The organism is Streptosporangium sp. NPDC053982 (assembly GCF_055585205.1).
Genome location: NZ_JBVJKQ010000010.1, coordinates 334,289 through 348,206, shown reverse-complemented (window position 1 = coordinate 348,206; position 13,918 = coordinate 334,289). Strand labels below are relative to the sequence as shown.

Here is a 13,918-nt window from a genome sequence, read left to right as displayed (position 1 = left end):
GGGGGGGGGGCCCCCGCGCCCCCCCCCCCCGGGCGCCCCCCCCCCCCCCCGCCCCCCCCCCCCCCCCCCCGGGGGGGGGGGGGGGGCCGCGGCCCCCCCCCCCCCCCCCCCCTCTGCTTCAGGCTCCGCGGTCAGAGGCCGTACAGCCAGTCGGTGTAGCGGTGGTCGGACGGGTCGCGGGTGCGCATCAGCTCGTTCCGCAGCGTCTGGCCCAGGCCGTCGACGTGCCAGATGTCGCCCCAGACGCGGGCGGTGGCCTGCACCCGGGCCGTGCGCGGGACGCGGATCCTCTGGTAGGCGGCGAGCGCGTCGTCCCACGAGCCGGCGTGCCCCGCCGACTGCTCCGCCAGCACCTGGGCGTCCTCCAGCGCCTGGCAGGCGCCCTGGGCGAGATACTGCAGCATCGGGTGGGCGGCGTCGCCGACCAGCGCGACCCTGCCGTCGACCCAGGTGTCCGCCGGTTCCCGGTCGAGCATGTTCCAGTGGCGGTCGCGCCACAGGTGCGCCAGGGCGCCGCGCACCTCGTCGCAGCACCGTTCGAAGGCCGCCTCCGGGTCGCCGGGGCCGCGGAAGACCGCGACCTGGTTGAGCAGGGCGCCCCGGCGCAGCGGGTACTGCACGAGATGGCAGTCCGGGCCCAGCCAGGCGACGACCTCGTCGAGGCTGACGCCGAGGCCGGCGACGGGCACCGTGCCCCGGTGCGCGACGAATCCGGAGTCCACCGGGCCGTCGGCGACGAACCCCGCCCGCAGACCCGACCCCAGCCCGTCGGCCCCCAGCACCACGTCGCCCTCGTACGCCGAGCCGTCGGCGCAGATGACGCGCGCGCCCGCGGGCAGGTGCTCCACCCGTTCCGCGTGGCATCCCCTGATCAGGTCCACTCCCTCGCGCTCGCACGCCTGGAGCAGGACGCGGTGCAGGTCACTGCGGTGGACGACGACATAGGGGCCGCGGTAGCGCCGCAGGAACCCCTCGCCGAGGTCCAGGTGGGTGAGCTCCTCGCCGCTGACCGCGTCGCGGAAGACCAGCCGCCTCGGCAGCACCCCCTTCTCCGCGACCTCGTCCAGCAGGCCCCAGCCGGCCAGCACGCGGGTGGCGTTGGGGCCGAGCTGCAGCCCGGCCCCGACCTCGCCGAACTCGTCGGCCCGTTCGAGCAGCCGTACGGTGCGGCCGGCCCTGGCCTGGGCGTACGCGGCGGCCAGCCCGCCGATCCCGCCTCCGACGACGATCACGTCGGCACGCTTCACATGCACTTCCACTCCTCCCAGATCTCCTAGAGCCAGCGGCCCGGGTCGCGCGGCGCCCCGCCCGGGGCGGCGCCGCGCCCGGTCAGCCAGGCGGCGAGGCGCGCGGCCGGCGCGGTGAGGGGCGGTGAGGGCTCGCCCGCGCTCCAGGTCCGGTCGCGGCCGACGGGCGCCAGGGTGAGCGAGGGCTCCTGCCCGCGCCGGCGTCGCAGTTCCATCACGTCGGTCAGCAGCGCGTCCACGAACTCCGGGGGGAAGTCGTCGAAGCTCGCGCCCGTGCCCAGGTCGACGGCGTGCACCCACACCTCGCGACTCCGCATCCACGGGATCTCGGTCGCCGGGACGGTCCGGCCCTGGGCGGTGACGACCCTCGTCCGCCACTGGAGGTCCGACAGCCCGGTGAGCGCCCCCTCCAGCTCCGCCGCGGTCCGGGCGACCAGCCCCCGCAGCTCGGCGGGCTCCAGCGCGACCCCCTCGGCGATCTCCGCGTCGCGCGCCTCCGGTCCGCCGGGGTACATCGGGGTCTCCTCCCCCGTGCGCGCCCAGTGGACGAGCCGGGTCAGCGCCCTGGCGTTGAAGGCGACGTGGGCCGCCAGGTGGCGGCCGGTCCAGCCCGGCAGCGGGGTGGGCCGGTCCAGGTCGGCGGCGTCCAGGGCGGCCGTGAAGAACACCGTGCCGTGGCGGGCCCACTCCAGGGCCGTCCCGACGCCGGGGTCCCCGGTTCCGCGGTTCCCGGTTCGGGGGTTCCCCGCGCCGGGGTCCTCAACGCCGGGGTCTTCTGCGCCGGGGTTCCCGGCGCCGGGGTCGCGGGCGTCAGCCATCGCGGCGCGCCGTGTTGGCCAGTTCGCCGATCCCGGCGATCCGGGTGACCAGCCGGCTTCCGCCGGCCAGGTAACGCTTCGGGTCTCGGGCGTGCCCCACCCCGCCGGGGGTCCCCGTGGCGATGACGTCGCCGGGACGCAGGGTCAGGATCTCCGACAGGTAGGAGACCAGCTCCGCGGGCCCGAAGACCAGGTCGGCGGTGCCGGCCCGCTGCACGGTCTCCCCGTCGACCTCGCAGGAGATCTCGCACGACGGCCACGGGTCCCCGGCGAGCTCGTCGGGGGTGACCAGGACCGGGCCGAACGGCGTGGTGGCCTCGAAGGTCTTGCCCTGCAGCCACTGCACGGTCCGGTACTGGTAGTCGCGGGCCGTCACGTCGTTGAGGACGGAGTAGCCGGCGATGGCGGCCCGCGCCCGCTCGGGGCTCGCGTGCCGTACCGTGTCGCCGATCACGACGGCCAGCTCGGCCTCCCAGTCCATCTCCGACGAGACGGCGGGCAGGACGATGTCGTCGTACGGGCCGACCAGCGCCTCGGGGAACTTGGCGAAGATCGTGGGGTGCCGCGGCAGTTCACGGCCCATCTCCAGGATGTGGGTCCGGTAGTTCAGTCCGACGCACAGGATCTTGCCCGGCCGCGGGACCACCGGCGCGTAGCCGGCTCCGGACAGCGGGTGCGACGCCCCTCCCCCGGCCGCGGCGAGCTCGCGCCAGCCGGGCCTGGCGAGCAGCTCGCCGACGTCGGCGGCGTCCAGCTCCACGGCCAGGTCCCCCTCGATCCGCGCGGCCACCGTACGGCCCGGCAGGCGCAGCGTGGCGAGCCTCATCCGATCTCCTCCCTGAACTGGTGCAGTGCCTCGAAGACGGGGGTGTCGCTGAAGCGGAACAGGTCGAACCGCGAGTCGGCCCGCACGGTCAGCGCCGACCACGAGGGCACCACGACGAGGTCGCCTCGGCCGAGCCGGTGCTCCACGCCGTCCAGCGTCACCGTGCCCTCGCCGTCGAACACCTGGTAGACCGACGAGCCGACCTCGCGCCGGGTCCTGGTGCGCGTGCCCGGCCGGAGCCGGTGGAACTCGGCCCGGATGGTCGGCATGACGTCGCCGCCGGTGGTGGGGTTGGTGTAGCGGACGGCCGCGTGCCCCGGCTCGACGGTGACGGCGTGGCCCTCGTCCTCCAGGGCGAGCTGCTCGTCGAGCGCGCGGTCGGTGTGCTCCCAGCGGTAGGCGGCGATCGGCGAGTGCGGCCTGGCGTCCAGGCCGGACAGCGGCCGCAGGCCCGGATGCCCCCACAGGCGCTCGGAGCGGGACAACGGCGGCGTCGAGGTGTCGGTGACCTGATCCGGGCCGAACTCGAAGAACGAGCTGCCGGTGTAGTGGACGAACGGGATGTCCAGCCCGTCGATCCAGGCCATCGGCTCGTCGGTGGTGTTGTGGTGGCCGTGGAAGCGCCAGCCGGGGGTGAGCAGGAAATCGCCCCGCCGCATCGCCACGGGGTCGCCGTCCACGACCGTCCAGACCCCCTCGCCCTCCACCACGAAGCGGAAGGCGTTCTGCGTGTGCCGGTGCTCGGGGGCGACCTCGCGCGGGCCGAGGTACTGGATCGCCGCCCACAGCGTCGGGGTGGCGTACGGCCGGCCGCCCAGCCCGGGGTTGGCCAGGGCGATGGCCCTGCGCTCCCCGCCGCGGCCCACCGGCACGAGGTCGCCGGCGCGCCGGGCCAGCGGGTGGAGTCTCTTCCACTCCCACACGTGCGGTTCGGCCTCGGGCCGGGGGTGCGGGGGCATGAGGTCGCCGACCTGCGTCCACAACGGGAGGAGGTGTTCGGCCTCGAAATCGGCGTAGAGCCGCCCAAGGGCGGCGTCCTCACTTGGATTCATGGCCTCAAGCTATCGACCTGTTCTGCATGACGCACTAGCATTCTTCTATGAAGAACAAGCCGGCGTACGCGCTGGGCTCCGTCGACAACGTGCTCCTCCTGCTGCACATGCTGCGCGACCAGGGGAGGCTCAAGGTCACCGACGCCGCGAAGGAGCTGGGCATCGCCCGCTCGACCGCGCACCGGCTGCTGGCGATGCTGGTCTACCGCGACTTCGCCGTGCAGGACGAGAACCACACCTACCTGCCGGGGCCGTTCCTCTCCTCCGCCGGCGGCGTCGGGGGCTCCGCCCTCCGGCGGCTGCGCGAGGTCGCCCAGCCCCACATGGAGGCGCTCTGCGGCCGGGTCCACGAGACCGTCAACCTGATGATCCGGGTGGGCGCGGAGGTGCGCTTCCTGTCGAGCGCGGAGTCACCGCAGATCCTGCACGTCGGCGACCGCCGCGGTTCGATCCTGCCCGCCCACCGGGCGTCGGGCGGCAAGGCGCTGCTCGCCGTACTGCCCGCGGACCGGCTCGGGGAGGTCTGCCCCGACCTGACGGAGGCGGAGCTCGCCAGGCTGACGCGGGAGCTCGACGAGGTCCGGGCCCGCGGGTACGCCCTCAACGTCGAGGAGACGGAGCAGGGGGTCTCGGCCGTCGGGGCCGCCGTGCGCGACGGGCGGGGGACCGCGGTCGCGGCGTTGTCGATCGCCGTCCCCTCGGCCAGGTTCGGCCCCGACCGGGTCGGCGCGTTCGCCCGGGATCTCCACCGGACCGTCCTGGACGTCGAACGCGACCTCGCGGGCGTCCCGGACCTCTGACACCCGGGCCTCTGACACCCGGGCCTCCGGCCCCCGCCGCCCCCCGGGCCGGGCGGGGACGGCGGGCGGAGCGTCGGACCGGCGGCTCTCACCCCATCCGGGTGGCGATCGCCGACGGCCTGGAAACCTGCGAAGGCTTGGAGAGCCGGAGGGCCTCGGACGGCTGCGGAGTCCTGGACTGCTCCAGGGGCTTGGACGGCTGCGGCACCGTGGCGCCCTGCGGCGCGCCGCACAGATGGCGCAGCACCTGCCGGAGCCGGTCACGCAGCTCCGGGTCGGCGACCCGCCCGGCCTCGTCGAACCGGCCGGCGGCCGGCGGCACCGGCAGGTCCACGCCGTGCACGACGGCGCCCGCGGCGCCGAGGGCGCGGCGCAGCTCGATCTGCGTCCAGATCGCCTCGTACGGGCGCAGGCAGGCGGTCACCACGCCGACCGGCTTGTCCACCAGGACCGCGCCGCCGCGCCCGGAGGCCGCCCAGTCGAGGGCGTGACGGAGCTGGGGAGGCAGGTCGCTGTGCGCCGGAGCGGCGATCAGCACGCCGTCCGCGGCGGACAGCGCCCGGCACAGCTCCTCCACGGGGCCCGGGAGCGGGCCGTCCTCGAACGGCGGCACCTCCTCCAGGCCCTCCCACGTCTCGAATCCCACCGAGGCCGGCAGCTCGCGCCCGGACGCCTCCAGCAGCCTTCCGACGTACGCTCCCGGACGCAGGCCACCCGCGATTCCAATGATCTTCATCCCCGACCCCATTCTGTCGCCACGCTGCGACCCCGTCTCCCGCCCGGACCGGGCCGGTGGACGTCCTCCCCGAGCGCCGCCACGACACACGTCACCGGCCTTCGCGCTCCATCACGTCGCTTGACCCTGCCCTGGGGAACGGCTCCCGAACATGACGTACGTCACATCTTTCACAGAGGAGCACCAGGCTCCCTCCAGGAACGCCCGGCGCGCGGCGCGGCGCGGAGCGGGACACGGCTCCTCTCTCCAGACTCGGCCGGAGAGATGGATCATGTACGGAGGACTCATGCGTGCTCTGAGGTACCGGCTGGGGCTGGGAGCCTGCGGCATCGGCGCGGGGGCCATCGCCCTCGCCCCCGCCTCGGCGATGGAACCGATCAACCCGATCGCCGGGAACAACGGCTTCACCGTCATGGTGGAGGGGGACGCCACGCTGACGAGCAACGAGAACGAGGGCACGCTGGCGATCGGCGGGAACCTCATCATGACCGGCGACTACCGGGTCGCCCTCGCCACGGCCGGCTCCTACCTCGTCGACGGCGATGCCCGACCGACGGCGCTGGTGGTGGGCGGCCGGGTCGCCTTCGACCAGAGCACCCCCACCGGCCGCGTCTCGGTCCCCTCCCGGGGATACGTCAAGATCGGCTCCCTGGTGGACTCCGTCGTCATGGACACCGACGACAACCAGGCGCCGGCCGACACGCGGGTGAACTCCACGGGGGACTACGAGGATCCCAAGCGGATGGAGCTGAACGTCCGCCAGCCCGCCGCCTCGGTGGGCCCGGCCACGATCTTCGACTTCCAGCGGCTCTTCGAGACCTACCGGGCGCGGTCCGCGGAGCTGGCCGCGTGCGAGAACAACGTCGTGCTGCGCGACGGGAACGGCCGGCCGTTCCCCGGCGGGGTGATCCCCCCGGGCTCAACCGCGCGGATCAGCCTGGCGGGGAACACCACCAACGTCATCCGGATCACCGGCCGGAACCTGGCGGCCATCACCCGTCTGGTCTTCACCCGCAGACCGACGGCGGCCTCGCCCCTGCTGGTCGTCGTGGACACCTCGGCCGAGGACGGCGTCCTCACCTGGGTGCCGCCCGCCGTCACCGGGATCGGCGGGAAACAGGCCCGTTTCATCCTGTTCGACTTCCCGGACGCCGTCTCGATCACCATGCCGCCCGGGCGGGGCGGTACCGTCAAGGGGACGATCTACGCGCCGGGTGCCACCCTGACCGACACGAACCCGGCAGGCATCGACGGCAACGTCGTCGTCGGTTCTTTCGTCCAGGGCGGACCGGGAAGCGACGGCGGGAAGATCCGCGATCTTCCGTTCGGCGCCACCCTGAGCTGTCCCGCCGTCAGGCCCGCGGCGCCGGCCGGCGGAGAGCCTCCGCGTACCGGGTGAGGCGGCGCCGCCGAAGGCCCCTACAGGCCGAGCACCTCCCGCTCGACGTGGTCCAGGGCGAGGCGGACCGCGCCGAGCGCGACGCTCTCGTCGCCGAAGGTGGACAGCGCCACCTGTGGCGGGGTGAGGCACAGCTCGTCGAGGTGGCGGCGGAGCGGCGTCAGCAGGACGTCTCCGGCGCGCGAGCAGCCGCCGCCGACCACCACGAGCTCGGGATCGATCGCCAGGACGAGCGCCGAGGCGCCCACCGCGAGGTTCGCGGCGAAGCGGTCGACCATCCGCAGCGCGCCGGGGTCGCCGGCCCCGGCCGCCACGAAGACCTCGTCGGCCGCGGCGTCCCGGGTCAGCTCGACGGACCCGCTCTCCCAGGCCACCTGGCGCAGGGCGCCGATCTCGCCCGCCCCGCCGCCCCGGCCGCGGTGCAGCCGCCCGGCGATGAGGACACCCGCTCCCGTACGGTGTCCGACGAGCAGGTAGACGACGTCGGAGGCGTGCTGGGCGCTGCCGCGCCAGTGTTCGGCGAGCAGGGCGAGGTTGGCGTCGTTCTCGGCGAGTCCCGGGCAGCCCAGCCAGCGGCCGGCGACGGCCGCCAGGTCGACCCCGGTCCAGCCCGGCAGCAGGATGGACAGCGACACCCGGCCGGACCGGTCGATGATGCCGGAGGTGCCGGCGGCGACCGTCCAGACCCGCCTCCTCGGCACACCGGCGCCGTCGACGCAGGCCAGGACGGTCCGCTCCGCCAGCGCCAGCCGCTCGGGCGCCGGCGCCCCGTCGTCGACCGCGACCCGTTCGACGGCCACGACCTCACCGTTGAGGTCGGCGAGCGTCGCGAGGATCTTGTTGGCCCCGATGTCCACGCCGAGCACGTAGCCGGCGTCGGCGCGGAACCGGAAACGCCGCGCGGGGCGGCCCATCGCCCCCTCGTCCGGCGGGGTCTCCTGAACCCAGCCGCGCCCGCCCAGCTCGTCGAGCACCGTCTCGACCGTCTGCCGGGAGAGCCCGGTGATGCGGCCCAGCTGGGTGAGGGTCGCGACGCCCTGTCTCCGCAGCGCCCGGAGCGTGATCTGGGTGTTGACCCGCCGAAGCAGGGACGGGTCCCCCGGACGCATGTCAGCCACTTACGAGACTCCGTTTCATAAATGTTACCAGATCACCCCATTGACCCCGATAGACAGTGATTCTAGCATCGGCCGACATACGTCAACGAGTTACATAAGTGGAGGACTCATGACGCGAGCGGTGACCCTCGCCCTGGTCGGCGCCGGTTCCCGGGGGACCGTGTACGCCCGCCACGCCGCAGCCGCCGGGGCGGAGATCGCGGCGGTCGCCGATCCCGTGGCCGCCCGCCGTTCCCGGGTCGCCGCCGAACACCCGGCGGCCGTGCCGTACGAGGACTGGCGGGAGCTGGCCCGGCTCCCCCGGCAGGCGGACGCGGTGGTCATCACCACCCAGGACGCCGACCACGTCGAGCCGGCGACGAGGTTCGCCGAGCTCGGCTACGACATCCTCCTGGAGAAGCCCATGGCGGTCTCCGAGGACGACTGCCGCCGGATCGTCGACGCGGCCGAACGCTCGGCGTCGATCTTCGCGGTCTGCCACGTCATGCGCTACATGCCCTACAGCAGGGCGCTGAAGGAGATCATCGACTCCGGGCGGATCGGCGAGATCGTCAGCGTCCAGCACCTGGAGCCGGTCGGCTGGTGGCACCAGGCCCACTCCTACGTCCGGGGCAACTGGCGGCGCAGCGACGAGTCGACGTTCATGCTGCTCGCCAAGTCGTGCCACGACCTCGACTGGCTGGTCCACCTGACCGGCAGGCGGGTCAGGCGGGTCTCCTCCTTCGGCGGCCTCACCCACTTCCACGCGGGGAACCGCCCCGAGGGCGCCGCGGACCGCTGCCTCGACTGCCCGGTCGAGCCGGGCTGCCCCTACTCGGCGCCGCGCACCTACCTGCCCATGGTGGGCGACCCCTCCTGGGAGAAGTGGCCGCTGCGGGTGCTCACCGAGGACGTCACGACGGAGGGCGTCACCGAGGCGCTGCGGACCGGCCCCTACGGCCGCTGCGTCTACGCCTGCGACAACGACGTGGTCGACCACCAGGTGGTGAACCTGGAGTTCGACGGCGGCGCGACCGCGGCGTTCACCATGACCGCCTTCACCCCCCTGGACTTCCGTCAGACGCGGGTCTTCGGCACCCACGGCTCGATCGAGGGCGACGGGGCCCGGATCACCCTCCACGACTTCGTCACCGGCGCCACCGAGACGATCGAGACCGTCCCGGAGGGCGGCGCGTCGGCCTCGGACGGGCACGGCGGCGGCGACCGGGGCCTCGTCGAGGCGTTCCTGGACGCGGTCCGCACCCGCGACCCCGGCCGGGTGCTGTCCTCGCCCGGGGAGAGCCTGCACAGCCACCTCATCGCCTGGGCCGCCGAACGCTCCCGGCTCACCGGAGAAACCGTCACCCTGGAAGGAAGCTCATATGCAGGCTAAGAAACTGGTGCTCGGCCTGACGCTGGTCACCGTCCTGGGCGGCACGGCCGCCTGCGGCTCCGACGGCGGATCCGGCGGGTCCGGCGGCGGCTCCGGTGACGCGGCGGCGCCGCAGGCCGACGGCGGGCGCGGGCCGATCACCTTCGCCAGCGGCAAGCTGGAGGCCGAGGCCACCGAGAAGGCCATCGCCACCTGGAACACCGCGCACCCCGGCGAGAAGGTGACCTCCGTCCTGCTTCCGGAGAGCGCCGACGAGCAGCGCCGCAAGCTGATCCAGAACGCCCAGACCGCGTCGGACTCGTTGGACATCGTCCTCATCGACGCGGTGTGGACCGCCGAGTTCGCCGCCAACCGGTGGGTCGACGAGCTGCCGGCCGACGAGTTCGACGTCTCCGGCTTCCTGCCGCCCGCGGTCGACACCGGCAAGTACCGCGACAAGCTGTACGCGATGCCGATGTACACCGGCACCGGCCTGCTCTACTACCGCAAGGACCTCGTCTCCGAGCCCCCGAAGACCTGGGCGGAGATGAAGACGATCTGCGACAGGGTGCTGCCGAAGCAGAAGGGCATGAGCTGCTACGGCGGCCAGTTCGACAAGTACGAGGGCCTCACCGTCAACTTCTCCGAGGCGGTCAACTCCGCGGGCGGGGAGTTCCTCGACGCGTCCGGCAAGCCCTCCCTGGACAGCGAGGGCGCCAGGGCCGGCGCCACCTTCATCGCCGACGGCTTCAAGAGCGGCATGATCCCCAAGGAGGCGATCACCTACAAGGAGGAGGAGGGCCGCAACGCCTTCCAGGAGGGCAAGCTGCTCTTCTACCGCAACTGGGCCTACATGTACGAGCTGTCCGGCAAGACCGACGGCTCCAGCAAGGTCGCCGGGAAGTTCGACGTCGCGCCGCTGCCGGGCCTGAACGGCCCCGGCGCCGGCACCCTCGGCGGCAACAACCTCGCGATCTCCTCCTTCTCGAAGCACAAGGAGACGGCGAAGGACTTCATCGCCTTCCTCACCTCGGCCGAGCAGGAGAAGGAGTTCGCGCTGATCAGCTCCACCCCGCTGGCCCGCGCCTCGCTCTACGACGACCCCGCGCTGATCAAGAAGTACCCCTACCTGCCCGCCCTGAAGGACGGCATCCTCGCCGCCAAGCCGCGGCCGAAGGCCGTCAGGTACGGCGACGTCACCGCCGCCATCCAGGAGTCGGCCTACGCCGTGGTCTCCGGGACCAAGCCGGCCGACCAGGCGCTGACCGAGCTGCAGACCGCGCTGACCGGCCTGCTGAAGTGAACCACCGGACGCGGCGGGCGCCCGCCCGCCGGAGGACGGAGCCGGTCTTCCGGGAAACGGCTCCGGTTTTCCGGAGAACGGTGTCGTTCCTCTGGAAGAGGACCTTCCGGAAGACGGCGCCCGCCGTGTCCGCCCCTGGCAAGCACCCCCCGACCTCAGCAGGAGGTGAGCGGTGGCCACGGTCACCACGAAGCGGCGCCCCGGGCCCGTCCGGCGGTCCGGCGGACCCGAGCGCGCCGTACGCGACGGCCGGTCCTGGACCGCGGCGCTGATGCTGTCCCCCACCCTGGCCGTGCTGGCCCTGGTGGTGCTCTACCCGCTGCTCGCCGCGGCGCGGGAGTCGTTCTACACCAGCGGCGAGACGCTGGACGCCGACGGATTCGTGATCAAAGGCGAGCGGTTCACCGGACTGGCCAACTACGCGGGCGTGCTGGACGGGCGTTTCCTGAACGCGATGTTCAACACCACGCTCTTCACCGTGGCCACCGTCTCGCTGGAGGTCGTCCTCGGCGTCGCCATGGCCCTGGTGATGCACCGGGCGCTGCGCGGCCGGGCGATCCTGCGGGCCAGCATCCTGGTGCCGTGGGCGGTGCCCACCGCGGTCTCCGGCCTCATGTGGCGGTGGATCTTCCAGACGGACGGCGTCGCCAACGCGCTCCTCGGCACCGACATCCTGTGGACCGCCGAGGGGGTCTACGCCAAGCTCGTCGTGATCGTCGCCGACACCTGGAAGACCGCGCCCTTCGTCGGGCTGCTGGTCCTGGCCGGACTGCAGATCATCCCCGGCGACGTCTACGAGGCGGCCCGGGTGGACGGGGCCTCGGCCCGGCAGACGTTCTGGCGGATCACGCTCCCCCTGGTCAGACCCGCCCTGCTGGTGGCGGTGCTGTTCCGCATGATGGACGCGCTGCGCATCTTCGACCTGCCGTACGTGCTGATCGGACCGCGCAAGCACTCCGTGGAGACGCTGTCCGCGCTGGTCTGGGACGAGGCGACGCGCGTGCACTACGGGCCCGCCTCGGCGTACGGCACGGCGCTGTTCTGCTACATCGCCCTGATCGCGTTCGTCTTCGTCCGGCTGCTCGGCGCCGACCTGCTGAGCGACGTGCGAGCCCGAAGGAAGGAGTCCTGACGTGCGCGGCGCCCTGCGCGACGGCGGCATGATCGGCATCGCGCTGTACTGCCTGGTGCCGTTCTACTGGATGATCGTCTCCAGCTTCCGCCGCACCAGCGACATCTACGACAAGTCACCGGTGCCCACCCCGTGGTCGCTGGAGAGCTACTCGGCGGTCTTCGACCCCGGTCTGGGGTTCGGCCGGGCGCTGCTCAACAGCCTCATCGTCGCCGGGGTGACCACCGCCGCCACGCTGCTGATCGGCGTCATGGCCGCCTACGCGCTGGCCCGGCTGACCTTCCGCGGCAAGAACGTCATCCTGGCGCTGATCATCGCGGTGTCGATGTTCCCGGGCGCGCTGCTGATCGTGCCGCTGCTGAAGCTGTTCACCTCGATCGGCTGGATCAACACCTACCAGGCGATGATCGTGCCGAGTATGTCGTTCGCGCTGCCGCTGACCGTGTGGAACCTCACCACGTTCTTCCGGCAGATGCCGTACGAGCTGGAGCAGGCGGCGATGATCGACGGGTGCACGCCGCTGGCGGCGTTCCGCCGGGTGATGCTGCCGCTGGCCGCCCCCGGCGTCTTCACCACGGCGATCCTGGCGTTCATCGCGACCTGGAACGAGTTCATCATCGCGGTCACCATGGTCAACGCCGAGGACCGGCAGACGGCGACCGTCCGGATCGCGCAGTTCAGCGGCGCGGCCAAGTTCGACACGCCGTTCGGCACCCAGATGGCCGCCGGCGTGCTCGTCACGATCCCGCTGGTCGTGCTGGTGCTCGTCTTCCAGCGGCGCATCGTCGCCGGGCTGACGGCCGGCGCGCTCAAATGACCGGCGGCGCGACGGGACCGCCGTACGGCGGCCGGCCGTGGCACGCAGCCGGCCGCCGTACGGAAGCGGTCGTCACGCGGTCGCGGTCGTCACACGGTCTTCACGCGGAGACGGTCCTCATGCGGAGGCGGCCTTCACGCGGGAGCGGTCCTCATGCGGAGGCGGGCGGGGGCCCGGGGCGGCGGCTCGGGCAGCCGCAGCGGGCCCCGGCCGGGGGTGACGCTGCCGAGCACCCGCGGCCCCGAGGCGCCCGTGCAGCCCGGGACGGTCCCGGGCAGGCCGTGGGCGGTCAGCCAGCCGAGGAAGGAGAAGGCGATCGCCTCCTTGGCGCCGGACGGCACGCCGAGCTCGTCGCTGAGCACGATCCGCGCCTCACTGGCGCGTTCGCGCAGCATGGCCATCATGACCGGGTTGCGCGTCCCGCCGCCGGAGGCGACGACGATGCCGAGCCGGTGCCGCCGGATCTCCGCGGCGGCGGTCTCCGCGGTCAGCGCGGTCAGCGTCGCCACCAGGTCGGGCAGGGCCAGGCCGTACGGCCCGGCGACGGCGTCGAGGTAACCGGGGTGGAACAGCTCCTTGCCGGTGCTCTTGGGCGGCGCCGCCCGGTAGTACGGCTCGGCCAGCAGTTCGGCGAGCAGCCCCTCGTGCACCGTCCCGGCCGCGGCGAGCCGCCCGTCCTCGTCGTACGGCAGGCCCGTGGCCGCCGCGACGGCCGCGTCGACCAGCGCCGACGCCGGGCCGGTGTCGTAGGCGAGGCCGGCCTCCCGGACGGTCAGGTTGGCGATGCCGCCGAGGTTGAGGGCGCCGCCGCGGCCGGGCAGCCCGGCCAGCAGCAACAGGTCGAAGGAGGAGACCAGCGGGGCGCCCTGCCCTCCCGCGCTCACGTCGCGCGAACGCAGGTCGGAGACCACGGGGACGCCGGTCCGCTCGGCGATCCAGGCGGCCTGGCCGAGCTGGAGGGTGCCGCGCACCCGTCCGTCCTCCACCCAGTGGTATAGCGTCTGCCCGTGCGAGCAGACGAGATCGACCGGCCCGCAGCCGGCGGCGGCGTCGGCGAACGCCTGGCCGATCAGGGTGTCGAGGCGGCAGACCTCGCCCATGTCGGCCGGGCGGGGCGGCAACGCGGCGACGATCCGGGCGCGCAGCGCGTCGTCGTAGGGCCGCTCGCCGACATGCTCCACCACCCCGGTGAGCACGTCGCCGTCCAGCGACCAGTCCACCACCGCGCTGTCGATGCCGTCGTGAGACGTTCCCGAGATCAGACCGAGTACCCGCACGTCTTCTCCTTGCAGGATTTTTTCACGACAATATAGCCGTAA

General features: G+C 73.2%; 13 protein-coding genes. 6 read left to right on the top strand and 7 right to left on the bottom strand.

The window, feature by feature from the left end; all coding sequences use genetic code 11:
* Positions 1 to 131 precede the first annotated feature (131 nt).
* From ACZ6W9_RS20535 to ACZ6W9_RS20520, 4 genes are read right to left on the bottom strand one after another with little or no spacing between them, the layout of a single operon-like run.
* Positions 132 to 1,253: an FAD-dependent monooxygenase gene (locus ACZ6W9_RS20535; RefSeq protein WP_470119081.1), complete on the bottom strand. Its 1,122-nt coding sequence runs from the start codon at positions 1,251 to 1,253 to the stop codon at positions 132 to 134.
* A 20-nt stretch (positions 1,254 to 1,273) separates the two neighbouring features.
* A complete protein-coding gene (locus tag ACZ6W9_RS20530; protein ID WP_389968106.1) occupies positions 1,274 to 2,065 on the bottom strand; it encodes a maleylpyruvate isomerase family mycothiol-dependent enzyme in 792 nt (263 codons plus the stop codon).
* Positions 2,058 to 2,891: a fumarylacetoacetate hydrolase family protein gene (locus tag ACZ6W9_RS20525; protein WP_389968104.1), complete on the bottom strand. Its 834-nt coding sequence runs from the start codon at positions 2,889 to 2,891 to the stop codon at positions 2,058 to 2,060. Before ACZ6W9_RS20525 ends, ACZ6W9_RS20530 begins: the two co-directional genes overlap by 8 nt.
* Entirely contained in the window at positions 2,888 to 3,943 is a 1,056-nt protein-coding gene (locus tag ACZ6W9_RS20520) for a cupin domain-containing protein (RefSeq protein ID WP_470119078.1), read from the bottom strand. Before ACZ6W9_RS20520 ends, ACZ6W9_RS20525 begins: the two co-directional genes overlap by 4 nt.
* Before the next feature lie 47 nt (positions 3,944 to 3,990).
* Between ACZ6W9_RS20520 and ACZ6W9_RS20515 the strand changes: the two genes are divergently transcribed.
* Entirely contained in the window at positions 3,991 to 4,743 is a 753-nt protein-coding gene (locus tag ACZ6W9_RS20515; protein WP_470119076.1) for an IclR family transcriptional regulator, read from the top strand.
* Between the two features lie 88 nt (positions 4,744 to 4,831).
* Here ACZ6W9_RS20515 and ACZ6W9_RS20510 read toward each other — a convergent pair whose 3' ends face one another.
* Positions 4,832 to 5,479, bottom strand: a complete 648-nt coding sequence (locus tag ACZ6W9_RS20510) for an NADPH-dependent FMN reductase (RefSeq protein ID WP_389968099.1) — start codon at positions 5,477 to 5,479, stop codon at positions 4,832 to 4,834.
* Between the two features lie 286 nt (positions 5,480 to 5,765).
* Between ACZ6W9_RS20510 and ACZ6W9_RS20505 the strand changes: the two genes are divergently transcribed.
* Positions 5,766 to 6,878 carry a collagen-binding domain-containing protein gene (locus ACZ6W9_RS20505; RefSeq protein ID WP_389968097.1) on the top strand — a complete coding sequence of 371 codons (1,113 nt, stop codon included), beginning with the start codon at positions 5,766 to 5,768 and terminating at the stop codon, positions 6,876 to 6,878.
* Positions 6,879 to 6,898: 20 nt separating this feature from the next.
* Here ACZ6W9_RS20505 and ACZ6W9_RS20500 read toward each other — a convergent pair whose 3' ends face one another.
* A complete protein-coding gene (locus ACZ6W9_RS20500; protein WP_470119112.1) occupies positions 6,899 to 7,987 on the bottom strand; it encodes an ROK family transcriptional regulator in 1,089 nt (362 codons plus the stop codon).
* Between the two features lie 118 nt (positions 7,988 to 8,105).
* Here ACZ6W9_RS20500 and ACZ6W9_RS20495 point away from each other — a divergent pair, with 118 nt between their 5' ends.
* From ACZ6W9_RS20495 to ACZ6W9_RS20480, 4 genes are all read left to right on the top strand, one after another.
* The gene (locus tag ACZ6W9_RS20495) at positions 8,106 to 9,368 is read left to right on the top strand and encodes a Gfo/Idh/MocA family protein (protein ID WP_470119074.1); all 1,263 of its coding nucleotides are present in this window, start codon (positions 8,106 to 8,108) and stop codon (positions 9,366 to 9,368) included.
* The gene (locus ACZ6W9_RS20490) at positions 9,358 to 10,650 is read left to right on the top strand and encodes an ABC transporter substrate-binding protein (RefSeq protein ID WP_389968093.1); all 1,293 of its coding nucleotides are present in this window, start codon (positions 9,358 to 9,360) and stop codon (positions 10,648 to 10,650) included. The genes ACZ6W9_RS20495 and ACZ6W9_RS20490 overlap by 11 nt, the downstream gene beginning before the upstream one ends.
* 172 nt (positions 10,651 to 10,822) lie before the next feature.
* Positions 10,823 to 11,782: a carbohydrate ABC transporter permease gene (locus tag ACZ6W9_RS20485; protein ID WP_389968091.1), complete on the top strand. Its 960-nt coding sequence runs from the start codon at positions 10,823 to 10,825 to the stop codon at positions 11,780 to 11,782.
* A gap of 1 nt (position 11,783) precedes the next feature.
* The gene (locus tag ACZ6W9_RS20480; protein ID WP_389968089.1) at positions 11,784 to 12,599 is read left to right on the top strand and encodes a carbohydrate ABC transporter permease; all 816 of its coding nucleotides are present in this window, start codon (positions 11,784 to 11,786) and stop codon (positions 12,597 to 12,599) included.
* Positions 12,600 to 12,733: 134 nt separating this feature from the next.
* On the opposite strand, the gene ACZ6W9_RS20475 is transcribed toward ACZ6W9_RS20480, so the two are convergent.
* Positions 12,734 to 13,876 carry an anhydro-N-acetylmuramic acid kinase gene (locus ACZ6W9_RS20475; protein ID WP_470119071.1) on the bottom strand — a complete coding sequence of 381 codons (1,143 nt, stop codon included), beginning with the start codon at positions 13,874 to 13,876 and terminating at the stop codon, positions 12,734 to 12,736.
* Positions 13,877 to 13,918: the final 42 nt, after the last annotated feature.